The organism is Litorihabitans aurantiacus (genome assembly GCF_030161595.1).
Classification (GTDB): domain Bacteria; phylum Actinomycetota; class Actinomycetes; order Actinomycetales; family Beutenbergiaceae; genus Litorihabitans; species Litorihabitans aurantiacus.
The window spans coordinates 2553869-2575188 of the sequence record NZ_BSUM01000001.1; the positions used below are offsets into that span (position 1 = coordinate 2553869).

Here is a 21320-nt window from a genome sequence, read left to right on the forward strand (position 1 = left end):
CCCTCGGGTGTCAGTCGGGCGGACTCTCCACGCAGACGCTGGAGTGCGGGACACCGTCGATCTCGTACGCCTCGACGAGGTAGATGCGCCCGTCCTCCCGGCGCTCGACGACGGAATCCGCCCCGCCGCGCACCACGCTGCCGTCGGTGACGGACGCGTGGGCGAAGGAGATGCTGATCCTCCCGGCCGTCGCCTCCCCGACGAAGCGCCCCTGGGTCACCGTGTCACCGGTGTAGCGACCCCAGACGAGGTTGCCCTCCTGGCGGTAGTGGAAGCGCGTGGGCGCCTCGGCGTCGACCACCGAGCTGGTGGAGGAGATCATGTGGAAGTCGAGGCCGTCGAGACTGATCGGTGTCACGACCGCAGTGTAGGCAGGGGCGCTCAGCCCTTGACGGCGCGGCGGCGGTGCGGGCGCTTCGCGCGCTCGGCCGGGCGGTCCTGCGGCTGGTTCTGCGCCTCCTGGAGCGCCTCGCCCAGGAAGGGGCCGTCCGGGCCGAATCGCCAGGCGGTCCAGCCGTCCGGGACGTCCTCGCCCAGCGCGGCGTTCGCCGCGACGGCGGGGTCGCGGTAGGCGTCGCCGTCGACCTCGATCTCACCGGTGTCCGTCAGGCGTGCGCCGACGTCGGTGCGGGCGGCGAGCACGAGGTCCGCCTGCCCCACGAGGGCGACGACGGCCCGCAGGTGCTCGTGCTGCGCCGGGTCGTGCTCGACCGCGGACTCGTTCGGCACCTCGGACGCCTCCGCGGCGTCGGCCGCCACCGAGGTCTCGCCGTCCGTGCGGTCGTCGCCGTCCGACTCCGCGCCCACGAGGTGCACGTGCACGGTCCCGGCGAGCAGCGCGAAGGCAGCCAGGACGTCGTCCGTGACGGACCGCGCCAGGACGAGCAGCGCCGGCGCCGGCACGGGTGCCACGCCGCCGTCGGTGGCGGTCCGGGCGTGCCACCAGGCGTTGCGCAGCGCCTTCGAGCCGCCGGGGTGGTCGGCGGCGAGGTCCGCGGGCGAGGCGCCGGCCACGGCGGCCGCGCGCCCCAGCAGCGAGACGAGCTGCGCCGCGTCGAGCTCGTCGACACCCGCCACCAGCACCGCCGTGCTCGAGTGGTCGAGGGCCACCACGTCGCCCTCGGGCGTCGCGGCGACGGGGACGACCGCGAAGCCGGCCTCGGTGGCCCAGGCGCCGGCGTCGGCCACCTGCGGGTCGACGTCCGCGGGGACGTCGGTCGCGCCGTCGGGCGTCGCGGAACGGTTGCTCTCGTGGGGGAAGGCAGGTATCACGGATCAACACCATCTCGGCCGAGGGGTGGGTGGGACTGGGTCAATCCTGCCAGAGCCGACCCGCGGACGGGGCCGACCGCGACGTGACGTCCGCGGCTCCGCGCGCCTCCCGGCGCAAACGTGCACGACCTCTTCACAAGCCCCGGAGCGGCGCTAGTCGCGGGTCTCCCCACGCACGAGCAGCTGCGCCAGCGTCGTCCCGCGCACCCCCGCCAGCTGGTCGGCCTGCGTGCGGCACGAGTACCCGTCGGCCAGGTACACCGCCCCCTCCGGCGCCTCCCGCAGCGCGGGCAGCAGCGCGTTCTCGGCGACGGCGACGCTCACCTCGTAGTGGCCCTTCTCCATCCCGAAGTTGCCCGCGAGCCCGCAGCACCCGGCGAGCTGCGTGATCGTGGCACCGGTCCGGGCGAGCAGCGCGGCGTCCGCCTCGTAGCCCATCACCGAGTACTGGTGGCAGTGCGGCTGCACCACGACGGTCGTGCCGACGTGCGACGCTGGCGACCACTCCTCCCCCGGCCCCAGCTCGGGGTCGGTCAGCAGCTCGGCCAGGGTGCGGACGGCACCGGCGACCGCCGCCGCACGCGGGTCGTCCGGCAGCAGCTCCACCAGGTCGCTGCGCAGCACCGCCGTGCACGAGGGTTCGACGCCGATGATCGGCACGCCCTGCTCGGCCGCCGGACCGAGGACGTCGAGCGTGCGACGCAGACGGGTGCGGGCGCCGTCGAGCTGACCGGTGGAGATCCAGGTCAGGCCGCAGCACGCGTCGCTGCTCGGGATGCGCACCGTGTAGCCGGCCTCCTGCAGGAGCTCGACCATGGCGCGGGCCCCCGCGGGGTCGAGGTGCTCGGAGAAGCTGTCGGCCCACAGGATCACCTCGCGCGTGCGGCGCCTCTCGTGCGACCCGGTCGCCCGCGCGCGCTCGCGCCCCCGGAACCACCGCGAGAACCGCTGCGTGCTGAACGCGGTCATTCGCCGTCGCGAGTCGATGCCCGAGACGGCGAAGACCGCGCGCCGCAGCGGCGCGAGCCCGAGCGCGGCGTTGGCGATCGCGGCGACCGCCGGCACCGCCGTCGTCAGCCGGGCCCAGCGCGGCAGCCACCCGAGCACGTAGTGCGACGTCGGCCGCACCCTGCCCTTGTACCGGCGGTAGGTCACCTCGGCCTTGTAGGTGGCCATGTCGACGCCGGCGGGGCAGTCGCGCCCGCACGCCTTGCACGAGAGGCACAGGTCGAGCGAGTCGGCGACCTCGGGCGAGTCCCAGCCCTGGACGAACGAGCCGTTGGCGAGCTCCTGCAGCACGCGCGCGCGGCCGCGCGTCGCGTTCCGCTCGTCGCCCGTGGCCTGGTAGCTGGGGCACATGAAGCCGCCGGCGCCCCCGTTGTCCGCCCGACACTTCCCGACGCCGACGCAGCGGTGGGCCGCGCGGGTGAGGTCGCCGCCGTCGTGCGGCAGCGCGAAGCCGCGCACACCGAGCTCGATCGCCTGCGGGCGGCGCAGGTTCGCCGTCACCGGCGCGGGGCGCACGACGATCCCGGGGTTGAGGTGGTCGGAGGGGTCGAGCAGGCCCTTGAAGCGCTCGAACAGGTTCAGCGCCTCGGGCGAGTACATGTGGTGCAGCAGCCCGCCCCGCGCGCGGCCGTCGCCGTGCTCGCCCGAGAGGGAGCCGCCGTAGGAGCCGACCAGGCGCGCGGCGTCGTTCATGAAGCTCTCGAAGTCGCCCACCTGCTCGGGCCGCTCGAGCGGCAGGTCGATGCGCACGTGGATGCAGCCGTCGCCGAAGTGGCCGTAGGGCAGGCCGTCGACGCCGTACTGGGCCAGCAGCGCGTCGAAGTCGCGCAGGTAGGCGCCGAGGTTCTCGGGCGGGACGGCGGCGTCCTCCCAGCCCGGCCACGCCTGCCGACCGGCCGGTGTGCGCCCGGCCAGACCCACGCCGTCGGCCCGGATCCGCCACAGCGCCGCCGTCTTGGCCTTGTCCGTGGTGATCATCGAGTCGAGGCAGTCGCTCGCCGCGACCAGCGCGGCCGCGTTCGCGAGGGCGTCGGCCTCGTCCGTGCCGCCGACCTCGCAGAACAGCCAGCCGGCGCCCCGCGGCAGGTCGGGGACCGAGCCGACGTGGGCGCGCACGACGTCGACCAGCCGCGCGTCCATCCCCTCGATCGCGAGCGGCTTCAGCGCGCCCAGCGGCACGACGGCGTCGGCCGCGCTCGGCATGTCGGCGTACCCGAGGACGACGAGCACGGGTGCGGTCGGCAGCGGGTGCAGCTCGACCCTCGCGCCGAGCAGCGTGACGACGCTCCCCTCGGTCCCCACGAGCGCGCGCGCCAGGTTGCTGCCGCGCTCGGGCAGCAGGTGCTCGAGCGAGTAGCCCGACACCTGGCGCGTGAAGCGGCCGAGCTCGGTGCGCAGCAGCGCGAGGTCACCCGAGACCAGGCGGTCCAGGCCCGGGACGGCCTCGAGCGCGCCGCGCCCGGAGCTCGCGGTGAAGCGACGCCCGGTGCCGTCCACGACGTCGAGGCTGCGCACGTTGTCGGACGTTCGGCCGTAGGCCAGGGCGTGCGGACCGCACGCGTTGTTGCCGATCATCCCGCCGAGCGTCGCGCGGTTCTTCGTGCTCGGATCGGGGCCGAACCACAGCCCGTGCGGCGCCGCGGCGGCCTGCAGGCTGCTCATCACCACGCCCGGCTGCACGAAGGCGGTGCGCTCCTCCGGATCGATCTCGCCGATCGCGTTCAGGTGGCGCGAGAAGTCGATCACCACACCGGTCCCGACGGCGTTGCCCGCCACCGAGGTCCCCGCGCCGCGCGCGGTGATCGGGGCGCCGTGGCGGCGCGCGACCTCGAGCGTGGCGAGCACCTCGTCGGTGTGCCGGGGGAACGTGACGACCTGCGGCACGACGCGGTAGTTCGAGGCATCGGTGGAGTACTCGGCGCGACGGCGGCGCGTGGCGTCCGCGTCGGTCACGCGGCCGAGGTCGGCCAGGAGGGCGGCCGAGGCGTCGTCGGGCGCACCGCCTGGGACGTCGCCGCTCGCGGGCCCCGGCCTGCTGGTGAGGGCTGTCACGATCTCGAGTGTGTCACGCGGGGCGCGAGCGACCGCGTGGCGTCCGGCACGTGACCCGACGCGTGATCCGTCAGCGCGATCGGCCGGCTGGGCCCCGACTCGCCTCAGCCGCCGACGGGGATCCAGCCGATCGCGGGCGGGGTCGCGGCGGCCGGCACGGTGACCTGACCGAGGTCGCCCAGGGTGGCCGTCACGGGGGCGTCGGAGGAGAGACCCGCCGGGGCGGGCACCTCGGCGTAGGTCGGCACGACGTCGGCGGTGCAGACCGCCCCGCCGGCGGCGGACAGCGTGATCTCGACGCCGCTGCCGGACGTCTCGACCTGCCCCGGCACGAGCGGGCAGGAGCTGGAGCCGAGCGTGATGACGTACAGCGCGTCGCCCGCCTCGGTCCAGCCGACCCCGCCCGCGGTCTCCTCCGGGGCGTCCTCGACGCCCGCCGGGAGGCCGCGCACGTACTCGACGGACTCCTCGCCGTCGGCACCACCCTCGGTCTCGTCCCCGCCCTGCGGCTCGTCGGTCGGGCGCGTGACCTCGCCGGGGTCGCCCGGGTCGGAGGGCGACGGCGTCGGCGAGGAGCTGGACCCCGTCGGCTCGGGCGTGGTCGCGTCATCGCTCGCCGACTCGCCCTGCGGCGGCGTGCACGCCACGACGAGCGCGAGAGCGCCCGCGAGGGCGAGCGCGCGCAGCGGCGCGGACGTGCGGGGGGCGGACGGTCCTGAGGCGCGGTTCATCGTGGCTCTCTCACGGTTGCGTCGAGCATGGCCGCCCGACGGTAACGGCTGGTTCAGTCGAAGCGGAAGTCGATCTCCGCGTCCGCGACGGACGTCGGCACCGTCCACGTCCCCCCGTCGGCGTCGGTGAAGGTGAAGCTGGGCAGCATGATGACGGTGAAGTCGGGCTGGGGCCGCGCGACCAGCGTCGGTCGGGCCGAGATGATCTCGACCTCGTCCACCGGCCACCGGACGGGCTCGTCCGAGGTGGGGGTACGCGGCTGCGGCACCGCCTGACCGGGTTCGAGGACCGGCCACGGGTCCTCGCCCCCGGGCCAGCCCGTGCGGGCGGCGCCGAATCGCGGATCGTTCAACCTCTGGACCGCCTCGCCCTCGGACACGGTCTGCACCTCGCGCAGGGGCACGAGGTCGGCCAGCGAGCCCGACGCGGTCGTGGTCCCGGAAGGCCCCGAGTGGAGCGCATGCGCGAGCTCGACCAGGCGGCCGTCGAGCACCCGCATCGCGCTGACGATCGCAGGCGCACCCTCCGAGACCGTCCCGACCTCGTACTCGAAGTCCTCCGACGGCAGACCGATGCCCGCGAGGAGCTCCCGCAGCGCGGCCTCGGCGGCCTCCGCGGTACCGCCAGGAGTCGCGCACCCGTCGCACGGCTGCTGCGCCTGGCCGTTCGTGAACGAGTAGCCGAGGCTCCCGTCGTCCGGGCCGCCGACGGTGAGCTCCTTCGTGCCGTCCGTCAATCTCCACGTCCCGTCGACGAGCTCCGGCGTGCCCACCATCCCCAGGGCCGTCGCGAGCTCGGTCACCCGTTCCGAGGTGGACGACGTCACGGCATCGAGCGCGTAGAGCTCCGCCACACCGGGCTGGGCGTCGAAGGAGCTGCTGAAGGTCGACCGCTGCGGCAGTGGCCAGACCTCGCGATCGTCGAGGGTCGGCGCGTAGTCGGGTCGCATCTGCGATCCGTCGTGGTCCACCTCGACCGCCTCGGTCTCCACCGCGTCCGTGGCGCCGACCTCGGTCGACGGCGACGCCCCCTCGGCCGACCCGGCCGCCTCGCCCTCCGCCGAGGGCGGGGGATGCCGGTCCGAGGCGGCCACGACGGCGGCCGTCCCACCGACCCCGAGCAGGACCCCTGCGAGACCGACCGCGACCATCCGACCGGGGAGTCGCCGTGGGGAGGGAGCGTCCTCGTGTGTCATGTCTCGTGTCTCCTCGTGTGACCGGCGACGCCGGTAGCCGATCGCAGTGTGTCAGACGGCGTGGTGGTGCGGGCGCCGTCCGATGCAGCTCAGGGCTGGGTCGACGTGAAGTCGAGCTGGTCGTCGGCGACGGCGATGACCGACCACGTCCCGCCGTCCGCATCCGTGAACTCGTACGACGGCACCAGCAGGACCTCGCCGTCGGGCTGCCACTGCTGGGCCAGCCCGAGCCGGGCCGAGACGATCTCGACGTCCTCGACCGGCCAGCTCACCGTGGTGCCGGGCGACGGCGCGGCCGGCGCCTGCGTCGGCGGCTCCCACTCCTGCATCGTCGTCATGTCGCCGTCGATCGGGCGCGGCCAGCCGGTCCGGTAGCTGCCGAAACGCGGGTCGCTCAGACGCTCGAAGCCCTCCTGCTCGCTCACGACGGTGTAGGTGCCGAGGTCCACGAGGCCCGCGAGCGTCCCGGAGACGGACGCGACACCGGCCGGCGCGAGGTCCAGCGTGAAGGCGACGTCGGTCGTCTGCCCGTCGACGACCCGGCGCGCCTGCGCCGTCGCGGTGACGGCGCCCTCGTACGTCGGTGCCGAGTACTCGAACGCCGCGGTGTCCTCCCCCAGCGCGGTCAGCACCTCCTTGAGCCGCTCGATCGCGGCGTCGCCGCTCGGGGCGTCCTGCGGGCGCGGCTCCTCGCAACCCTCGCACCACGGCTGGGCCGCCTCGTCGTAGAAGCTCAGGTTGAGGCTGCCGTCGAGGTACGCGCTCAGCTGCTTGGTCCCCTCGGTCAGGGTCCACGCGCCATCGACGATCTCCGGCGCACCGGTCATCCCGACCGCGGCGGCGACCTGCGCCATCCGCTCGGGGGTCGACGGCGTGGCCGCGTCCAGGCCGTAGGCCTGGGCCGACCGCTCGGTGGTGCTGAGATTGCTCGCGCTGAACGTGGTGCGACCGCCCCAGCCGATCATCGAGTCGGCGCTCATCCGGGAGGCCGAGGCGTCGCCGGCCGTGGCGGGCTCGGGCGACCCCATCGCGCCGGACTCGTTCGCGCCGGACTCACCGCTCCCGAGGGTGATCGGGCCGGACGCGGGAGCCATCGCCACCTCGTCCGCGGTCGTGCCTGCGCTGTCCGCACTCACGTCGCTGCCACGGTCCGCGCCGAGCGCGTAGCCGCTCGCGCCGATGACGAGCGCGGCGGCCGCGGCGGCGGCCGGCACGAACCACCGGGGGCGGCGGGAGACGAGCGGGACGACGGCGGGTGGCTCGCCGTCGCCGTCCTCCGCACCCGTCGCACCGGTCGTGGCGCCACCCTCGGCCTCGGAGGCCCGGCGCACGACGTCGGCCGCCAGGTCCGCGCGCGGCTCGACGTCGGCCGCGGGGTCGGCGGCGCGCAGCCGCGCGAGGACGGTCTCCTCGAGACCGTGGGCGTGGGTGGACTCGGGGCCGCCGTCGCCCTCGTCGTCGCGGGGTGCGAAGGTGCGGTCGTCGTCGTTCATGGTGGGGTCCTTCCGGTGCATCGTCCGCCCGCGCTCGGCTGTGGGGCGTTCGTCCTGTCTGTGTCGCCGCGCGGGCGAACCTTGCGGCTGCGTGGGAGCCGGGGCCGGGGCCCCGCTAGAGGCGCAGGCGGTCACCCCACGCCTCGCGCAGGCGCTTGCGGGCGCGCGAGAGGGCGGCGTCGGCCCCGGATCGGGAGATGCCGAGGACGGCGGCGATCTCGGCGCCGTCGAGACCCTCCCAGGCGTGCAGCAGCAGGATCTGGCGGTCCCGCTCGCTCACGGCCTCGAGCGCGCCACGCACCTCGGCGTCGAAGATCGCCGACAGCTCGGGGTCGGTGCCCACGCGTGCCGCGCTCGGTCGCTCGGGCACCTCCTCGACGGGGAGGTCGGTGCGCTTGCGGCGGTAGTTGGCGAGGGTGTAGCCGGCGGTGGCGTAGAGCCAGGGCAGCACGGCCTCGCGCGGCACGTCGGTACGGCGGCGCCAGGCGGTCACGAGCACGTCCGCGGCGAGGTCGTCGGCGTCCTGGCGGGGTGCGCGGCGGGCGAAGTAGCGCACGAGCGCGCGCGAGTGCTCCCGCACCACCCCGGTGAACCAGGCGTCGGTCTGCGGATCCTCCACGCGTTCCTCCTGCTCGGGGGCGCCCGGGGGCGCCCGATGCTCCCGTGCGGAGTTGCTCGCACGGTCAACCTGTCTGTGTCGCGCCCCCGCAAGATCTTGCGGGGAACGCGCACAAGTTTCGGGAGCGCCACGCGAACGGGCCGGGAGCAGGGCCGGCGGACGGGGACGGTCCGCGAACCGGTCCCACGAGCGGGCGGGACGGCTCGCGGAGTGGACGACCACCTCCCGCTCGCCCCCGGGCGCCGCTCGTGCGCTTGACTGTCCCCTGCGCCCGGCACACCGCCTCGCGCATCATCGCCGGCGCCGAGGGGCGCCCCGGTCGCGGGAGGTCGTCGTGCGGGAGTTCGTCCTCCTCGCCTCGCGTCAGCAGGACGCGGTGGCGGATGCGGAGTACGCGGCGTTCTGCCGGTTCATGAACGTGCCGCCGGCGCGGTTGCGCCGCATCCGGCTCGATCGCGAGCCGATGCCGGAGCTGGACCTCGACGCCGTCGCGGGAATCGTGGTGGGCGGCAGCCCCTTCACCTCCAGCGACCCGGAGGAGAGCAAGAGCGAGGTGCAGCGGCGCGTCGAGCGTGAGATCGACGCCCTGCTGGTCGAGATCTGCGACCGCGACCTGCCCTTCCTGGGTGCCTGCTACGGCGTCGGGACCCTCGGCGTCCATCTCGGCGGGGTGGTGGACACGACCTACGGCGAGCCCGCCGGGGCGGTGGAGGTCTCGCTGACGCCGGACGGCGTCGCCGACCCGCTGCTGCGCGGCCTGCCGCCGGTGTTCGAGGCGTACGTGGGCCACAAGGAGGCGCTGCGCGCGGCTCCCCCGGGCAGCGTGCTCCTCGCCTCCTCCCCCACGGCCCCGGTCCAGATGCTCCGGTTCGGGCGCAACGTCTACGCCACGCAGTTCCACCCGGAGCTCGACGCCGAGGGCATCGCCTCGCGCCTGCTCGCCTACCGCTACGAGGGCTACTTCGACCCGGCCGAGGTCGACGAGGTCCTGCACCGCGTCCGCCGCGCGCACGTGACGCACCCTGGCCGGATCTTGCAACGGTTTGCAGAGATCTACGGCTGAGATCGTTGGAGTGGCCTTCGTCACGTTAGCGCAACCATCGACGGCAATGCGGTCATAGACGATGCGGATACGTTGCACATCCCGTAGTGTCGTCCTCGGTTCGGGGTCGACGTCGCCCCCCTGCTCGACCCCGAACCCCTCACTCCCCGGACGTGTCACACCGACGTCACACCAGCCGGGCACACTCCTCGCGTGACCATCGCCCCGGTTCCCCCGACGTTCGACGCTCGCCGCTCCGGCCCCTCCGCACTCGTGCTGCGGCACGACGCGGGGATCGGACTCGGGAACGTCGCCACCACGCTCGCCTCCCGGGGCTACGCCGTCACCACAGTCGACACCCCGACCGGCGACGTCGCGGGCGTCGACCCGCTGGCGTGGGACGTCGTCGTCGCCCTCGGGGGCGAGGAGGGTGCCTACGAGACCGAGCGGTACCCCTACCTCGCGCGGGAGATCGACCTCCTCGCCGCTCGCGCTGAGGCCCGGCGTCCGATCCTCGGCATCTGCCTGGGCGCCCAGATGCTGGCGGTCGCGCTCGGGGCGCGCGCGTGGCGCGGGGACGTGCACGAGGTCGGCTTCGTGCCCGTCGACCTGACGCCCGACGGCGTGGGCACCCCGGTGGCGCACGTCGCCGGCGTCCCGATGATGCAGTGGCACCACGACACGTTCGAGGTGCCCGTCGGCGCCCGGCTGCTGGCGACCTCGCCGAGCTACCCGCAGGCGTTCGCGGTCGACGACTGGCTGCTGGCGGTGCAGTTCCACCCCGAGGTCGACGACGCGATCGCCGACGGCTGGATCGAGCGGTGGGCCGACGACGTCGCCCACCTGCCCGGCGTCGACGCCGCGGCGCTGACGACGGCGAAGGAGCAGCACCTCGCGGCGGCGCAGCGGGCCTCGCGCGCGATGGTGGGGGCGTGGCTGGACGGCCTCGCCGGAACCGTCGGTCGGTGACGGGGCGAACCGGCACCGGAGACGACGGAGGCCCGGAGCCTCACGGTTCCGGGCCTCTCGACGAGCCGCCTAAGGGAATCGAACCCTTGACCTATTCATTACGAGTGAATCGCTCTGCCGACTGAGCTAAGGCGGCGACGCTGTCCGAGGATCGCCCGGGCAGCGGCGTCAACTGTACTAGGCGATCGGGGGTGCTACCAACCGCGCCCCGGGTGGACGCCCTACCCCTGCCCCACCGCCTGCGCCACGGCGGCCTCGACACCGGTCGAGCCACCCACGAGGTCCCACTGGTGACCGGCCGCACGCGGCTCCGCGAGGACGGCAGCGACCGTGGCGGCGACGTCGTCGCGCGTGACGGGCGCCGGCTCGAGCCCCTCCCCCAGCGTGACCGCGTCCGTACCGGGCGAGTCGAGCAGCTGGGCGGGGCGCAGGATCGTCCAGTCCAGTCCGCTGGCGCGGACGGCCTCGTCGGAGTCGCGCTTGGCGACGACGTAGCTCGCCCACGCCGCGCTCTCGTCCAGCCCGACCTTCGCGTCCACCCCGATGGCCGAGATCTGCACGTACCGCCGCACCCCGACCTCGGCGCACGCCTCGAGCGACTTGATGGCGCCCTCGAGATCGACCGTCCGCTTGCGCAGCACGTTCCCGTCGGCACCACCGCCCGCCGCGAACACGACGGCGTCGACCCCTCGAACGCCGCCGCGAACGTCGCGGTGTCGGAGCGCTCGATGTCGAGGAACCGGGGCCGCGCCCCGAGGTCGAGCAGCACGGCGGCCTGCTCCGGCCGGCGCACCAGCGGCGCGACGGCGTCGCCCCGCTCCCGCAGCAGCGGCACCAGGCGCCGCGCGATCTTCCCGTAGCCACCCACGATGGCGATCGTCTGAGTCATGCCCCCATTGTGTGCACGGGCGGTGGCCCGCGCGCCGATCCTGCTGCCTCAGCCGGTGGAGGAGACGTCGGGCACCGGGGCTGTCGGCTGCAGCATCGGGGCTCGGGAGTCGTGGCAGCCCACGAGCGTCGCCGCGGCGACGGCAGCGGTCGCCAGCAGCACGAGCGCTCGGCGGCGACCGGCGCGCGCCGCCGCCGTCGTCCACCTCGGACCTCTCCGTGTCGAACCCGTCATCGCACGCCTCCTCATCCCTGCGGCCGCAGCGCCACGGTCATCGCCTCGACCGCCAGCAGCGGGGCGACGTTCCCCGCGAGGCGGGTGCGCGCCGTCGTGATCGCCTCGGTGCGCCGCAGCGTCTGCGCGGGGTCGCTCGCGGCGGCCACCGCTCTGACGTCGGCCACCTGGGCGGCGTTGACCAGGTCGACGTCGGAGCCCACCTGCACCGCGAGCACGTCGCGGTAGAACGAGAGCAGATCGGTCATCGCCCGGTCGAGACCGTCGACGACCGCACGCTTCCCGCGCCGCTTCTGGTCCTCCTCGAGCTGCCGGATCTGAGCGCGGACGGCCGGCGGCAGCGCCTTGCCGCCCTCGGCCTGGTCGGCCCCCAGGGTCCGCATCAGCTCGGCCCGCTCGGTCGCGTCGCGCTCGGCCATCGAGGCGGTCGCCTGCGCCGTCGCGACCTCGACCAGCTCGCCCGCGGCGATCACGGCGTCACCGACGCCGCGCACACGCGAGGCGATCTCCAGCACGCGGTCGCGGCGGGCGCGGGCCTCGGGGTTGAGGGCGAGCGACGTCGCGAGCCCGATGTGGCTCTGAGCGGCGCGGGCGGCCGTCAGCGCGTCGTCGTGGTCGATCCCGTGCCGACGCACCAGCAGGTCGGCGACGGCGCCGGCCGGCGGCACCCGCAGCGTCACCTGCCGGCAGCGCGAGCGGATCGTGGTGATGACGTCCTGCTCGCTCGGCGCGCACAGGATCCAGACCGTGCGCGGCGGCGGCTCCTCGATGGCCTTGAGCAGCGCGTTCGCGCTCCGCTCGACGATCCGGTCGGCGTCCTCGACGATGATCACGCGCCACGGCGCCTCGCCGGGGTGCGCTGCGCGATCGTCACGAGATCACGCACCTCGGCGACCGTGATGACCGTCTTGTCGGTCGCGACCACGTGGACGTCGGGGTGCGTCCCGCGCATCACGCGCGCCCGGGCGTTGTCCGCGCTCTCGGAGGTCCACCGACCGCCGTCGCCCGCCACGAGCGCGGCGGCGAAGGCTCGCGCCGCGACCGAGCGACCCGAACCGGGGGGCCGGTCACGAGCCAGGCGTGCGTCATCGAGGAGGGGTCGACGACGGCGCGGCGCAGCACCGCGACCGCCTCGGTCTGCCCGACGACGTCGTCCCAGACGCCGCTCACGACGCGTCTCCCTCCGCCACGGGCGCGAGCAGCGGCTCGACCTCGGCCCGGATGCGCGCCGAGATGTCCTCGATCGGCGCAGCGGCGTCGAGCACGCGCCAGCGCTCCGGCTCCGCGCCGGCGAGATCCAGGAACGCGCCGCGCGTGCGACGGTGGAACTCCGCACCGGCGCGCTCCAGTCGGTCCGGCTCACCGGTGAGCCGCTGCGCCAGCAGGGCGGGGTCGAGATCGAGCAGGAACGTCATGCGGGGAAGCAGACCACGGACCGCCCACATCTGCAGGTCGCGCAGCTCGCTCATCCCCAGCTCGCGGCCGCCCGCCTGGTAGGCGAGCGAGGAGTCGAGGTAGCGGTCGGTGATCACGACGGCGCCGCGCTCCAGCGCCGGCCGGATCACGCTCGCGACGTGGTGGGCGCGGTCCGTGGCGTACAGCAGCGCCTCGGTGCGCGCGTCGACGTCCTCGCCGTGGAGCACGAGCTCGCGCAGCGTGCGACCCAGCGTCGTCCCACCGGGCTCGCGGGTGCGCACCACCTCGCGGCCGTGCTCCTGCTCGAGCCACTGCGCCAGGCGGGCCAGCTGCGTCGTCTTGCCGGCGCCGTCGCCGCCCTCGAACGAGAGGAACAGGCCCGGGATCGCAGTCACGCCCCTCAGGCTAGTCAAGCCGCCGCCCCTCGCTGAACCGGCGGGCGGCCCGGCCGGACAGCGCGAGCAGCGCCAGGACGTCGAGCGCCACCACCATCAGAGACAGCCCGAGCACCCAGTCGCTGCTGTCGGTGAGCCACGCGACGAACTGCGTGGCCACCGAGACGCAGACGATCAGCAGGAGCGACAGCCGCGCGACGTCGCTCCCCCGCAGCACGAGCACGCCGAGCAGCGCGGGCAGCAGCGTCAGCACCGCCAGGAGACCGAGCACGAGACCCGCACCGGCGCCCTGGAGCAGGGCGGTGTCCGCGCCCGGCGGTAGGGGGCGCCGTCGGCCAGGTCGGCCTCGATCACCGCCGCCCACGCCAGGATCGCGCCCAGCACCAGGGTGCGCACGAGCAGGATCACCGCGCCCATCGTCACGGACGGCGGACGGCGACGCCGCGCAGGGGAACCCGCATCGAGCGGGACGTCGACCTCGAACGAGGAGCGCTTGCGGCGCGCGGAGCCGGGGCGAGGCTCGCGAGCCCGGGCACGCAGCTGGTCGCGGTCGATCGGCACGACGTCGGGCACCCGCGGCGGCTCCGGCGTTCGTCCCTGCGGGTCCGGGATGGCGACGACGGGCAGGTCGCCGTCGGTGTGGACGGAGTCGCCGCCGCCGTTGCGCGAGTGGTAACCGGCGGAGAAGTCCGGCAGCACGTGGACCTCGAGGCCCGGGGTGCCCTCGGCGAGCGAGGCGACGAGGAAGTCGCGCTCGACGTCGATGTCCGCCTCGATCCGGTGCGTCACCTGGAGGGTGAAGAGCGAGAGCCCCACGGCCCGGTCGAACGTCCCGGCCGCCAGCCAGTCCACCCGCGCGCCGCCCGGGAGCAGCCAGCCCGGGGGCAGCGCCAGAACCGCACGTGGTGCCGCTTGCCGGGCGTGCCGGCGACCTCCTGCTGGTAGGCGAAGTCCTGCTGCCTGCCGAACAGGAACAGCGGGCTCACCGGTGCCCGGGGGTAGCTGCGCCGCAGCACGGTGGAGGTGACGATGCGCCAGCTGGAGCGGACGGTGACCTCGTCCGCGCGCGTCCAGCCCGAGCGGACCAGCGCCGCGTGCAGGTGGTCGGCCTCGCCGAGGAGTGCCACGTTGACGGGGTCGCCGAGGAGGCCGTCGCTCGTGCGCGTGCGACCGAAGAAGTAGTCGGGCACGTAGAGGTCGCTCATGATCCGGTGCAGCCGGGGCAGCACGAGGTAGGCCAGCAGTCCCCAGAACACCAGGAGCAGGGGCAGCGCCCACCAGCCGTGCCGGCCGACGTCGGCCAGCACGAGGATCGCCAGCCAGACCGAGGCGACGCCCGCGAACCCGAAGACGAACGCGTCGATCGCGCGGGCGAGGAGGCCACGCCGTCGGGCGGCGCGGGCGTCCGGTCCCCGGGCGTCGTGGGGGTCGCCCGGGTCGTGGCCGTCGACGGCGCGCGGACCGTCCGCGGAGGCGACGGTGTCGGCGTCGCCGTCGGCGGTCTCGCGGGCGTCGGGCACCCCCGGATGCTACCGGCGGGGGCTACTCGCCCGGGTAGCGCACCCCCAGCTGGCGGCGGACCTCGTCCATCATCTCCATGACCTCGACCGACGCCTGCCAGGTCATCAGCGGGGAGCTCGTCTCACCGGCGGCGATGCGGCGTGCGGCCTCGGCCGCCTGGAACTGGAACCCGCCAGGGAACCGGCCCGCGAGCTCCACCGTGTCGGTGCCGTCGAACCGCGACAGGTGCACGTCGGTGGGGTTGTAGAAGGTGCGGTCGATGTCGATCCGGCCCGTGGTGCCGGCGATCGTGGCGTTGTTCAGCTGACCGGACTCGAGCGTGGACTGCGCGACGGCGATGCTCGTGGTGCCGTAGCGCAGCACGACGGTCTCGCCCCGGTCGACGCCGAGGTCGGACAGCTCGCCGAACGCGTGGATCTGGTCCGGGACACCGAGCACCGCGTGGGCGAACGAGATCGGGTAGACACCGAGGTCGAGCAGCGCGCCACCGGCGAGCTCCGGGTTCCACAGCCGGTGCTCGGGGCCGCGCAGCAGGTGCTGGCCGTGCAGCGCGGTGAGCTGGACGACGTCGCCGATCACGCCCGCCGCCACCGCGTCCACGACGGCGCGGTAGTGCGGGAGGAACCGCGCCCACATGGCCTCCATCGCGAACAGCCCGCGCGACGCCGCGACGTCGAAGATCTCGCGGGCCTCGGCGGCGTTGCGCGTGACGGCCTTCTCGATGAGGACCGGCTTGCCGGCCTTCAGCGCGAGGAGTGCGTGGTCGCGGTGCTCGGAGTGCGGGGAGGCGACGTAGATCGCGTCGATCTCGGGGTCGGCCACCAGCTCCTCGTACGACCCGTAGGAGCGCGGCACGTCCATCTCCGAGGCGAACGCGGCGGCGCGGTCGGCGCTGCGGGAGCCGACCGCGGCGATCGTCGAGGCGGTGTGGGCCGGGACGTCGGTCGCGAACTTCCGGGCGATCCCGCCGGCGGCGAGGATTCCCCAGCGGATCGCCGGGGCGTCCTTCGGGTCGGGGTAGGAGCTCGCCGGGGCGAGGCCGGGCACGGTGGTGTCGGTGGTGGACGGGGCGGCAGCGGTGGCGTCGGTCACACGGCAAGCCTAGGCCCGCGCGGGCGACCGCGCCCGGGTGCGGTCGATGCCGTCGGCGGCTTGCATGCTGATCGCCGCCTCGCGCAGGGCGGCATCGCCCACGCCCAGGGCGGCTCCGACCGCCTCTGTCGCTGACCGAAGGTCGCAACCGTGGTCATCGACAGCGGGAGCGAGGAGGCGGAGCCGCCCTGCGCGAGGGTGATGCCTCCCTGTGCGAGGCCCCGTCGTCCACAGGGGACGACACGGACGGCTCCGCGCCCGTACGTTCAACCGCATGAGCCCGCTCGACCGCATCAGACTGCTCGGCGGTGCCGCGCGATTCGCCGAGCTGGGCACGTCCCGCTACCAGCTCGCGCGGCTGGTCGAACGGGGAGACCTTGTGCTCGTCGATCGGGGTTGCTACGCCCTGCCCGGGGCTCCGCCCGACATCGTCACAGCAGCACGCACCAACACGACCGTCGGTTGTATCTCGGCCGTCCAGATGCACGACCCGGCGTGCCCGGTCCGCGACCGCGTCACCCACCTGACGATCGACCGACGCCGGGGCCATCGGCCCCGCGTCGGAACCGGCACGCGCCTCCACTACGGCGCACCGACGCCGTCCGTCGAGATCCGGGGCACGGCGACCCGGTTGGCACCGCTCGAGCGGGCCGTGGTCCAGGCGGCGCAGTGCCAGCCCTACGACCAGGTCGTCACGATGCTCGACCACCTCGTCCACGAGCGCGGACCACAGCTCCTCGAACCGGTCCTGACCCTGCTCGGCCGCACCCGGCCGGGCCGCGCGCGGGCGCTCGCCTCGGACGTCGACGGCTCGTCACGCTCTCCCATGGAGACGGCCCTCCGACTGCACCTGAGGCGCGCCGGCCTCGCGGTCGCGGCGGCACCGGTCGTGCCCGGGGTCGGTGAGGTCGACTTCATCGTGGAGGGGGTGCTGATCGTCGAGCTCGACGGCTACCAGTACCACTCCGACCGGCTCGCCTACCGGACCGACCGTCGCCGCGACCGGCAGGCGCTCCGTCTCGGACTCGCGACAGCGCGCTTCGCCTTCGAGGACAGCGACCCCGCGCGTGTTCTCCGCGAGATCGTGCCGATCTGTCGTTCGCTGCGTCGGACCCCGCTCGAGATCTCCGCCTCGGTCCCTGCCGACACCGTCGACCAGCTCGCCGAGCGGCGATCGATCTGGGTCGGCCCCTCGTCACGAGCCACCGGGTGGCGGCACCTGACCGGGGTCGACGCGCTCACAGTCCGCCGCGGACTGCCTGATCGGGTGATCTGGTAGCAGGTGCGGTCGCCCCCACGGCGAACACCCGCGCCCAGGGAGGATCGACCCTCGCCCAGGGCGGCACGACACACCTGCCAGACCTCCGCCCGACGGCCTACCCGCAGGTCAGCAGGTGGCACCACTCCGCCCCGACTGCCCGTGCCTCCCTGCGCGAGGGCACCGCCTCCCCGCGCGAGGCCCGGCGTCGACGGCCGCCAGCGCCGGTGCCCGTCCCGCCGGGCTCAGGACTTCTTGGCGGGTGCCTTCTTGGCCGGAGCCTTCTTCGCCGCCGGCTTGCGGGCCGCGGGCTTGCGCGCGGCCGGCTTCTTGGCCGGGCCCTTCGCCCGCTTCTCGGCCAGCAGCTCGTACCCGCGCTCGGGCGTGATCGTCTCGACCGCGTCCTCCTTGCGCAGCGTGGCGTTCGTGGTGCCGTCGGTGACGTACGGCCCGAACCGCCCGTCCTTCACCACCACCGGCTTCTCGCTGACGGGGTCGTTGCCGAGCTCCCGCAGCGGCGGCGTCGCGGCGGCGCGGCCGCGCTGCTTCGGCTGGGCGTAGATCGCCAGCGCCTCCTCGAGCGTGATCTCGAAGATCTGCTCCTCGGTGGTCAGCGAGCGCGAGTCCGTGCCCTTCTTCAGGTACGGGCCGTACCGGCCGTTCTGCGAGGTGATCTCCACACCCTCGGCGTCCACGCCGACCACGCGCGGCAGCGACATCAGCTGCAGCGCCTGCTCCAGCGTCACGGTCTCGAGCGACATCGACTTCAGCAGCGAACCGGTCCGCGGCTTCTGCTTCGCCGGCGCCTTCTTCCGCTTCGGCTTCGCGGCACCGGCCTCGCCGTCGGCAGCGGCGGGCTCCTCGGCCGGCGGATCCGGGATCACCTCGGTCACGTACGGCCCGTAGCGGCCGTTCTTCGCGACCACCTGGAAGCCGGTGTCGGGATCGACGCCGAGCTCGACGTCGCCGTCGGCCCGCGTCTCGAGCAGCTCGCGCGCCTTCTCGGCCGTCAGCTCGTCGGGCGCCACGTCCTCGGGCACGGAGGCGCGCAGCGCGGCCCCGTCCGGCCCCGTCCCCTCCAGGTAGGGCCCGTATCGGCCCACGCGCAGCGTGATTCCGTCGCCGACGGGGATCGAGTTGATGTCGCGCGCGTCGATGTCGCCGAGGTCGTTGACCAGGCCCGAGAGCCCGGGCGCGTCACCCTCGCCGAAGTAGAACTGGGTCAGCCACTCCACGCGGTCCTGGTTGCCCGCCGCGATCCGGTCGAGGTCGGACTCCATGCTGGCCGTGAAGTCGTAGTCCACGAGCGAGCCGAAGTGCTCCTCGAGCAGCCGCACCACCGAGAAGGCGAGCCAGCTCGGGAACAGCGCCTGCCCGCGCCGCAGCACGTAGCCGCGGTCCACCACGACGGCGATCGTGGCCGCGTACGTCGAGGGACGCCCGATGCCGCGCTCCTCCAGCGCCGCGGTCAGCGACGCCTCGGTGTAGCGCGGGGGCGGCGAGGTCTCGTGACCGTCGGCCGCGAGGTCGTCGTGCGCGACGGCGTCGCCCTCGCGCACGTCGGGCAGGCGCGCGTCCGCCTTTCCGCCCTTGCCGGAACCCGCGCCGTCGGCACCGTCCTCGTAGCGACCGGCGTCCTTGCCCTCCTCGTACGCGGCGAGGAACCCGCGGAACGTGATGACCGTGCCGGAGGCGGAGAACTCGGCGGCCGTACCCGTCGCGAGGGTGCCGGCCGTGGCGGAGGTGAGCTCCGCCGTCGTGCTCGCCCGCATCCGGACGGAGGCGGTGGAACCGCGCGCGTCGGCCATCTGCGAGGCGACGGTGCGCTTCCAGATGAGCTCGTACAGGCGGAACTCGTCGCCCGAGAGCGCCTTGGCGACCTGCGCGGGGGTGCGGAAGTGGTCGCCCGCGGGGCGGATCGCCTCGTGCGCCTCCTGCGCGTTCTTGCTCTTGTTCGCGTACAGGCGCGGCGAGTCCGGCACGTACTCGGGGCCGTAGAGGTCCGCGGCCTGGCGGCGCGCGGCCGCGATCGCCTCGGTCGAGAGCGTCACCGAGTCGGTACGCATGTAGGTGATGTAGCCGTTCTCGTACAGCGACTGCGCGGTGCGCATCGCCGCGCGGCTGTTCATGCGGAGCTTGCGGCTCGCCTCCTGCTGCAGCGTGGAGGTCGTGAACGGCGCGGCCGGACGGCGCGTGTAGGGCTTCGTCTCCACCGAGGAGACGGCGAAGCTCGCCTCCGCGAGCGCGCTCACCAGGCCGTTCGCGGCGTCCGCGTCCAGGTGCACGACGGCGCCCGCGCGCCCCTTGAGCTGCCCGGCGTCGTCGAAGTCACGCCCGGTGGCGACGCGCGTGCCGTCCAGGCTGGTCAGGCGTGCGCGGAACGCGGTGCCGGCGGTCTCGCCGCGGCCACCCGTGAACTCACCCGTCACGTCCCAGTAGGACGCGCTGCGGAACGCCATGCGCTCGCGCTCGCGCTCGACCACCAGGCGCGTGGCCACCGACTGCACGCGACCGGCCGAGAGGCCAGGTCCGATCTTGCGCCACAGGACCGGCGAGACCTCGTAGCCGTAGAGGCGGTCGAGGATGCGGCGGGTCTCCTGCGCGTCCACGAGCCGGGTGTCGAGCTCGCGGGTGGCGTCGAGCGCGCGCACGATCGCCTCGCGGGTGATCTCGTGGAACACCATGCGCTTGACCGGGACCTTCGGGTTCAGCACCTGCAGCAGGTGCCACGCGATGGCCTCGCCCTCGCGGTCCTCATCCGTGGCGAGGTAGAGCTCGTCGGCGTCCTTGAGCTTCCGCTTGAGCTCCGCGACCTTCTTCTTTTTGTCGGCGTCCACGACGTAGTAGGGGTCGAACCCCTCCTCGACGTTCACCGCGAACTTCTTGTACGGCCCCTTCTTCATCTCGGGCGGCAGCTCGCTCGGCTGCGGGAGGTCGCGGATGTGCCCGACGCTCGCCTCGACCTCGTAGTCCGACCCGAGGAAGGGCGTGATGGTGCGCGCCTTGGTGGGCGACTCGACGATGACGAGCTTGGTGGGCAACTGCGGGCCTTCCGTTGCGGCGCGGGCCTCCCGACGACGGGAGGGGCGGACCTGGTGGTGCGGGGACGCGTCCGGCGCACCGTACCCCGAAGGAGGCGTCGATGCGCAAGCCGGGTGCGGCGGGTGTGGGTGGGCGTCGCCGTCAGCGCCGGGCGAGCAGCTGCGCCCAGGAGGACGCGGCCGCGGACCCCACGACGGCGGCGGCCGAGCCGACGTAGGCCAGGGTCGGACCGCCGCTCCCGACGGCGTCGGCAGCGGTCGCGTAGTCCGCCGCGCCATCGACCCCGGCGAGCGTGATCACGAGGGTCACGACGCCGGCCACGATCCCTACGAGCGCCACCGCGCCCAGCAGGAGCGAGGCGACCACGCGGCCCGGGGTCCCGGGGAACCCGTCGGCGGTGCGCCCGCTGCCCGGCACCACCACGAGGAGGGTCCAGGCCGTCACGACGGCGACGGCGGCGATGACGTCCGAGGGCCGGTGCCAGCCCAGGGACATCGTGGCGACGGCGGTCGCGGCGGTGTACGCGCCGCCGAGGATCGCGACGAGGGGCCGCGCGGGGCGCGGGGCGACGAGCAGCAGCGCGGCGGCGACCGACGCGGCGACGGTGGTGTGGCCGCTCGGGAGGGAGTTGGCGAGGTCGGGCAGACCCGGCAGCTCCTGGCGGACGACGAAGTCCTCCTTGATGCCCTGGGTGGAGATGTTGGCGCCGACGACGATCGCGACCGCCCGCCCGGCGTCCCCCCACTGGCGGCGCAGCGCGGCGATCGCCACGACCACCACCATCGCCGCCACGAGGAACGGGATGCTCACGACGCCGAGGACGAGGCTGCTCAGCGGTTCGAGCTGGTCGCGGCCGCGCTCCGAACCGCGGAAGGCGAGCTCGTCGACCCACAGGCCGTCCCGCCCCTCGACGAAGAAGCGGGCGAGTGCGACGACGGCGGCGCCCGCCACGACGGCACCGACCAGGCTCCAGACCCACCGGGTGGCGCGCTGGGTGTTCACGGCGCGCGACGCGGCGTCGGGGCGACGCTGCCGCGCCGGCGGCGGGACCTGGACCGTGCTCATCCCCCTACGGTAGGGCGGCCCTCCGA

General features: G+C 74.3%; 17 protein-coding genes, 1 tRNA gene and 2 pseudogenes. 3 read left to right on the forward strand and 17 right to left on the reverse strand.

Annotated features, from left to right (window positions below; genetic code table 11):
- Window positions 1–10 precede the first annotated feature (10 nt).
- From QQK22_RS12145 to QQK22_RS12175, 7 genes are all read right to left on the reverse strand, one after another.
- Complete coding sequence (locus QQK22_RS12145) at window positions 11–358, reverse strand: avidin-fold protein (RefSeq protein WP_284251186.1); 348 nt, start codon at window positions 356–358, stop codon at window positions 11–13.
- A gap of 23 nt (window positions 359–381) precedes the next feature.
- Window positions 382–1272 carry a hypothetical protein gene (locus QQK22_RS12150; RefSeq protein WP_284251187.1) on the reverse strand — a complete coding sequence of 297 codons (891 nt, stop codon included), beginning with the start codon at window positions 1270–1272 and terminating at the stop codon, window positions 382–384.
- Window positions 1273–1425: 153 nt separating this feature from the next.
- Complete coding sequence (locus QQK22_RS12155; protein WP_431310156.1) at window positions 1426–4332, reverse strand: FAD-binding and (Fe-S)-binding domain-containing protein; 2907 nt, start codon at window positions 4330–4332, stop codon at window positions 1426–1428.
- Window positions 4333–4436: 104 nt separating this feature from the next.
- Window positions 4437–5063 carry a hypothetical protein gene (locus QQK22_RS12160; protein ID WP_284251188.1) on the reverse strand — a complete coding sequence of 209 codons (627 nt, stop codon included), beginning with the start codon at window positions 5061–5063 and terminating at the stop codon, window positions 4437–4439.
- A gap of 53 nt (window positions 5064–5116) precedes the next feature.
- The gene (locus QQK22_RS12165) at window positions 5117–6259 is read right to left on the reverse strand and encodes a hypothetical protein (RefSeq protein ID WP_284251189.1); all 1143 of its coding nucleotides are present in this window, start codon (window positions 6257–6259) and stop codon (window positions 5117–5119) included.
- Between the two features lie 89 nt (window positions 6260–6348).
- Complete coding sequence (locus tag QQK22_RS12170; RefSeq protein ID WP_284251191.1) at window positions 6349–7752, reverse strand: hypothetical protein; 1404 nt, start codon at window positions 7750–7752, stop codon at window positions 6349–6351.
- A 115-nt stretch (window positions 7753–7867) separates the two neighbouring features.
- On the reverse strand, window positions 7868–8371 hold the full coding sequence (locus tag QQK22_RS12175) for an RNA polymerase sigma factor (protein ID WP_284251192.1): 504 nt from the start codon (window positions 8369–8371) through the stop codon (window positions 7868–7870).
- Between the two features lie 334 nt (window positions 8372–8705).
- Between QQK22_RS12175 and QQK22_RS12180 the strand changes: the two genes are divergently transcribed.
- Entirely contained in the window at window positions 8706–9434 is a 729-nt protein-coding gene (locus tag QQK22_RS12180) for a glutamine amidotransferase (RefSeq protein WP_284251193.1), read from the forward strand.
- Between the two features lie 192 nt (window positions 9435–9626).
- On the forward strand, window positions 9627–10382 hold the full coding sequence (locus tag QQK22_RS12185; protein WP_284251194.1) for a glutamine amidotransferase-related protein: 756 nt from the start codon (window positions 9627–9629) through the stop codon (window positions 10380–10382).
- Window positions 10383–10445: 63 nt separating this feature from the next.
- Here QQK22_RS12185 and QQK22_RS12190 read toward each other — a convergent pair.
- The 8 genes and pseudogenes from QQK22_RS12190 to QQK22_RS12225 form a co-directional block, all read right to left on the reverse strand.
- Window positions 10446–10518: transfer RNA gene (locus tag QQK22_RS12190), tRNA-Thr, on the reverse strand.
- A gap of 85 nt (window positions 10519–10603) precedes the next feature.
- Window positions 10604–11056 carry an NAD(P)H-binding protein gene (locus QQK22_RS12195; RefSeq protein WP_284251195.1) on the reverse strand — a complete coding sequence of 151 codons (453 nt, stop codon included), beginning with the start codon at window positions 11054–11056 and terminating at the stop codon, window positions 10604–10606.
- 263 nt (window positions 11057–11319) lie between these two features.
- Window positions 11320–11505, reverse strand: a complete 186-nt coding sequence (locus QQK22_RS12200) for a hypothetical protein (protein ID WP_284251196.1) — start codon at window positions 11503–11505, stop codon at window positions 11320–11322.
- A gap of 11 nt (window positions 11506–11516) precedes the next feature.
- Window positions 11517–12675: pseudogene (locus QQK22_RS12205) on the reverse strand (DNA polymerase III subunit delta').
- On the reverse strand, window positions 12672–13316 hold the full coding sequence (gene tmk / locus QQK22_RS12210; protein ID WP_284251197.1) for a dTMP kinase: 645 nt from the start codon (window positions 13314–13316) through the stop codon (window positions 12672–12674). The pseudogene QQK22_RS12205 and the gene tmk overlap by 4 nt, the downstream one beginning before the upstream one ends.
- Window positions 13317–13326: 10 nt before the next feature.
- Window positions 13327–13587 carry a hypothetical protein gene (locus tag QQK22_RS12215; RefSeq protein WP_284251199.1) on the reverse strand — a complete coding sequence of 87 codons (261 nt, stop codon included), beginning with the start codon at window positions 13585–13587 and terminating at the stop codon, window positions 13327–13329.
- Window positions 13563–14521: pseudogene (locus QQK22_RS19340) on the reverse strand (LssY C-terminal domain-containing protein). Before QQK22_RS19340 ends, QQK22_RS12215 begins: the two are co-directional and overlap by 25 nt.
- A 337-nt stretch (window positions 14522–14858) precedes the next feature.
- A complete protein-coding gene (locus QQK22_RS12225) occupies window positions 14859–15929 on the reverse strand; it encodes a Gfo/Idh/MocA family protein (protein ID WP_348525579.1) in 1071 nt (356 codons plus the stop codon).
- A 274-nt stretch (window positions 15930–16203) separates the two neighbouring features.
- On the opposite strand from QQK22_RS12225, the gene QQK22_RS12230 reads away from it, so the two are divergent.
- Window positions 16204–17208: a hypothetical protein gene (locus QQK22_RS12230; protein ID WP_284251200.1), complete on the forward strand. Its 1005-nt coding sequence runs from the start codon at window positions 16204–16206 to the stop codon at window positions 17206–17208.
- A 224-nt stretch (window positions 17209–17432) separates the two neighbouring features.
- Here the strand turns inward: QQK22_RS12230 and topA are convergent, their stop codons facing one another.
- Window positions 17433–20228, reverse strand: a complete 2796-nt coding sequence (gene topA / locus QQK22_RS12235) for a type I DNA topoisomerase (protein ID WP_284251201.1) — start codon at window positions 20226–20228, stop codon at window positions 17433–17435.
- 142 nt (window positions 20229–20370) lie between these two features.
- Window positions 20371–21294, reverse strand: coding sequence for a phosphatase PAP2 family protein (locus QQK22_RS12240; protein ID WP_284251202.1), 924 nt, complete (start codon window positions 21292–21294; stop codon window positions 20371–20373).
- Window positions 21295–21320 lie beyond the last annotated feature (26 nt).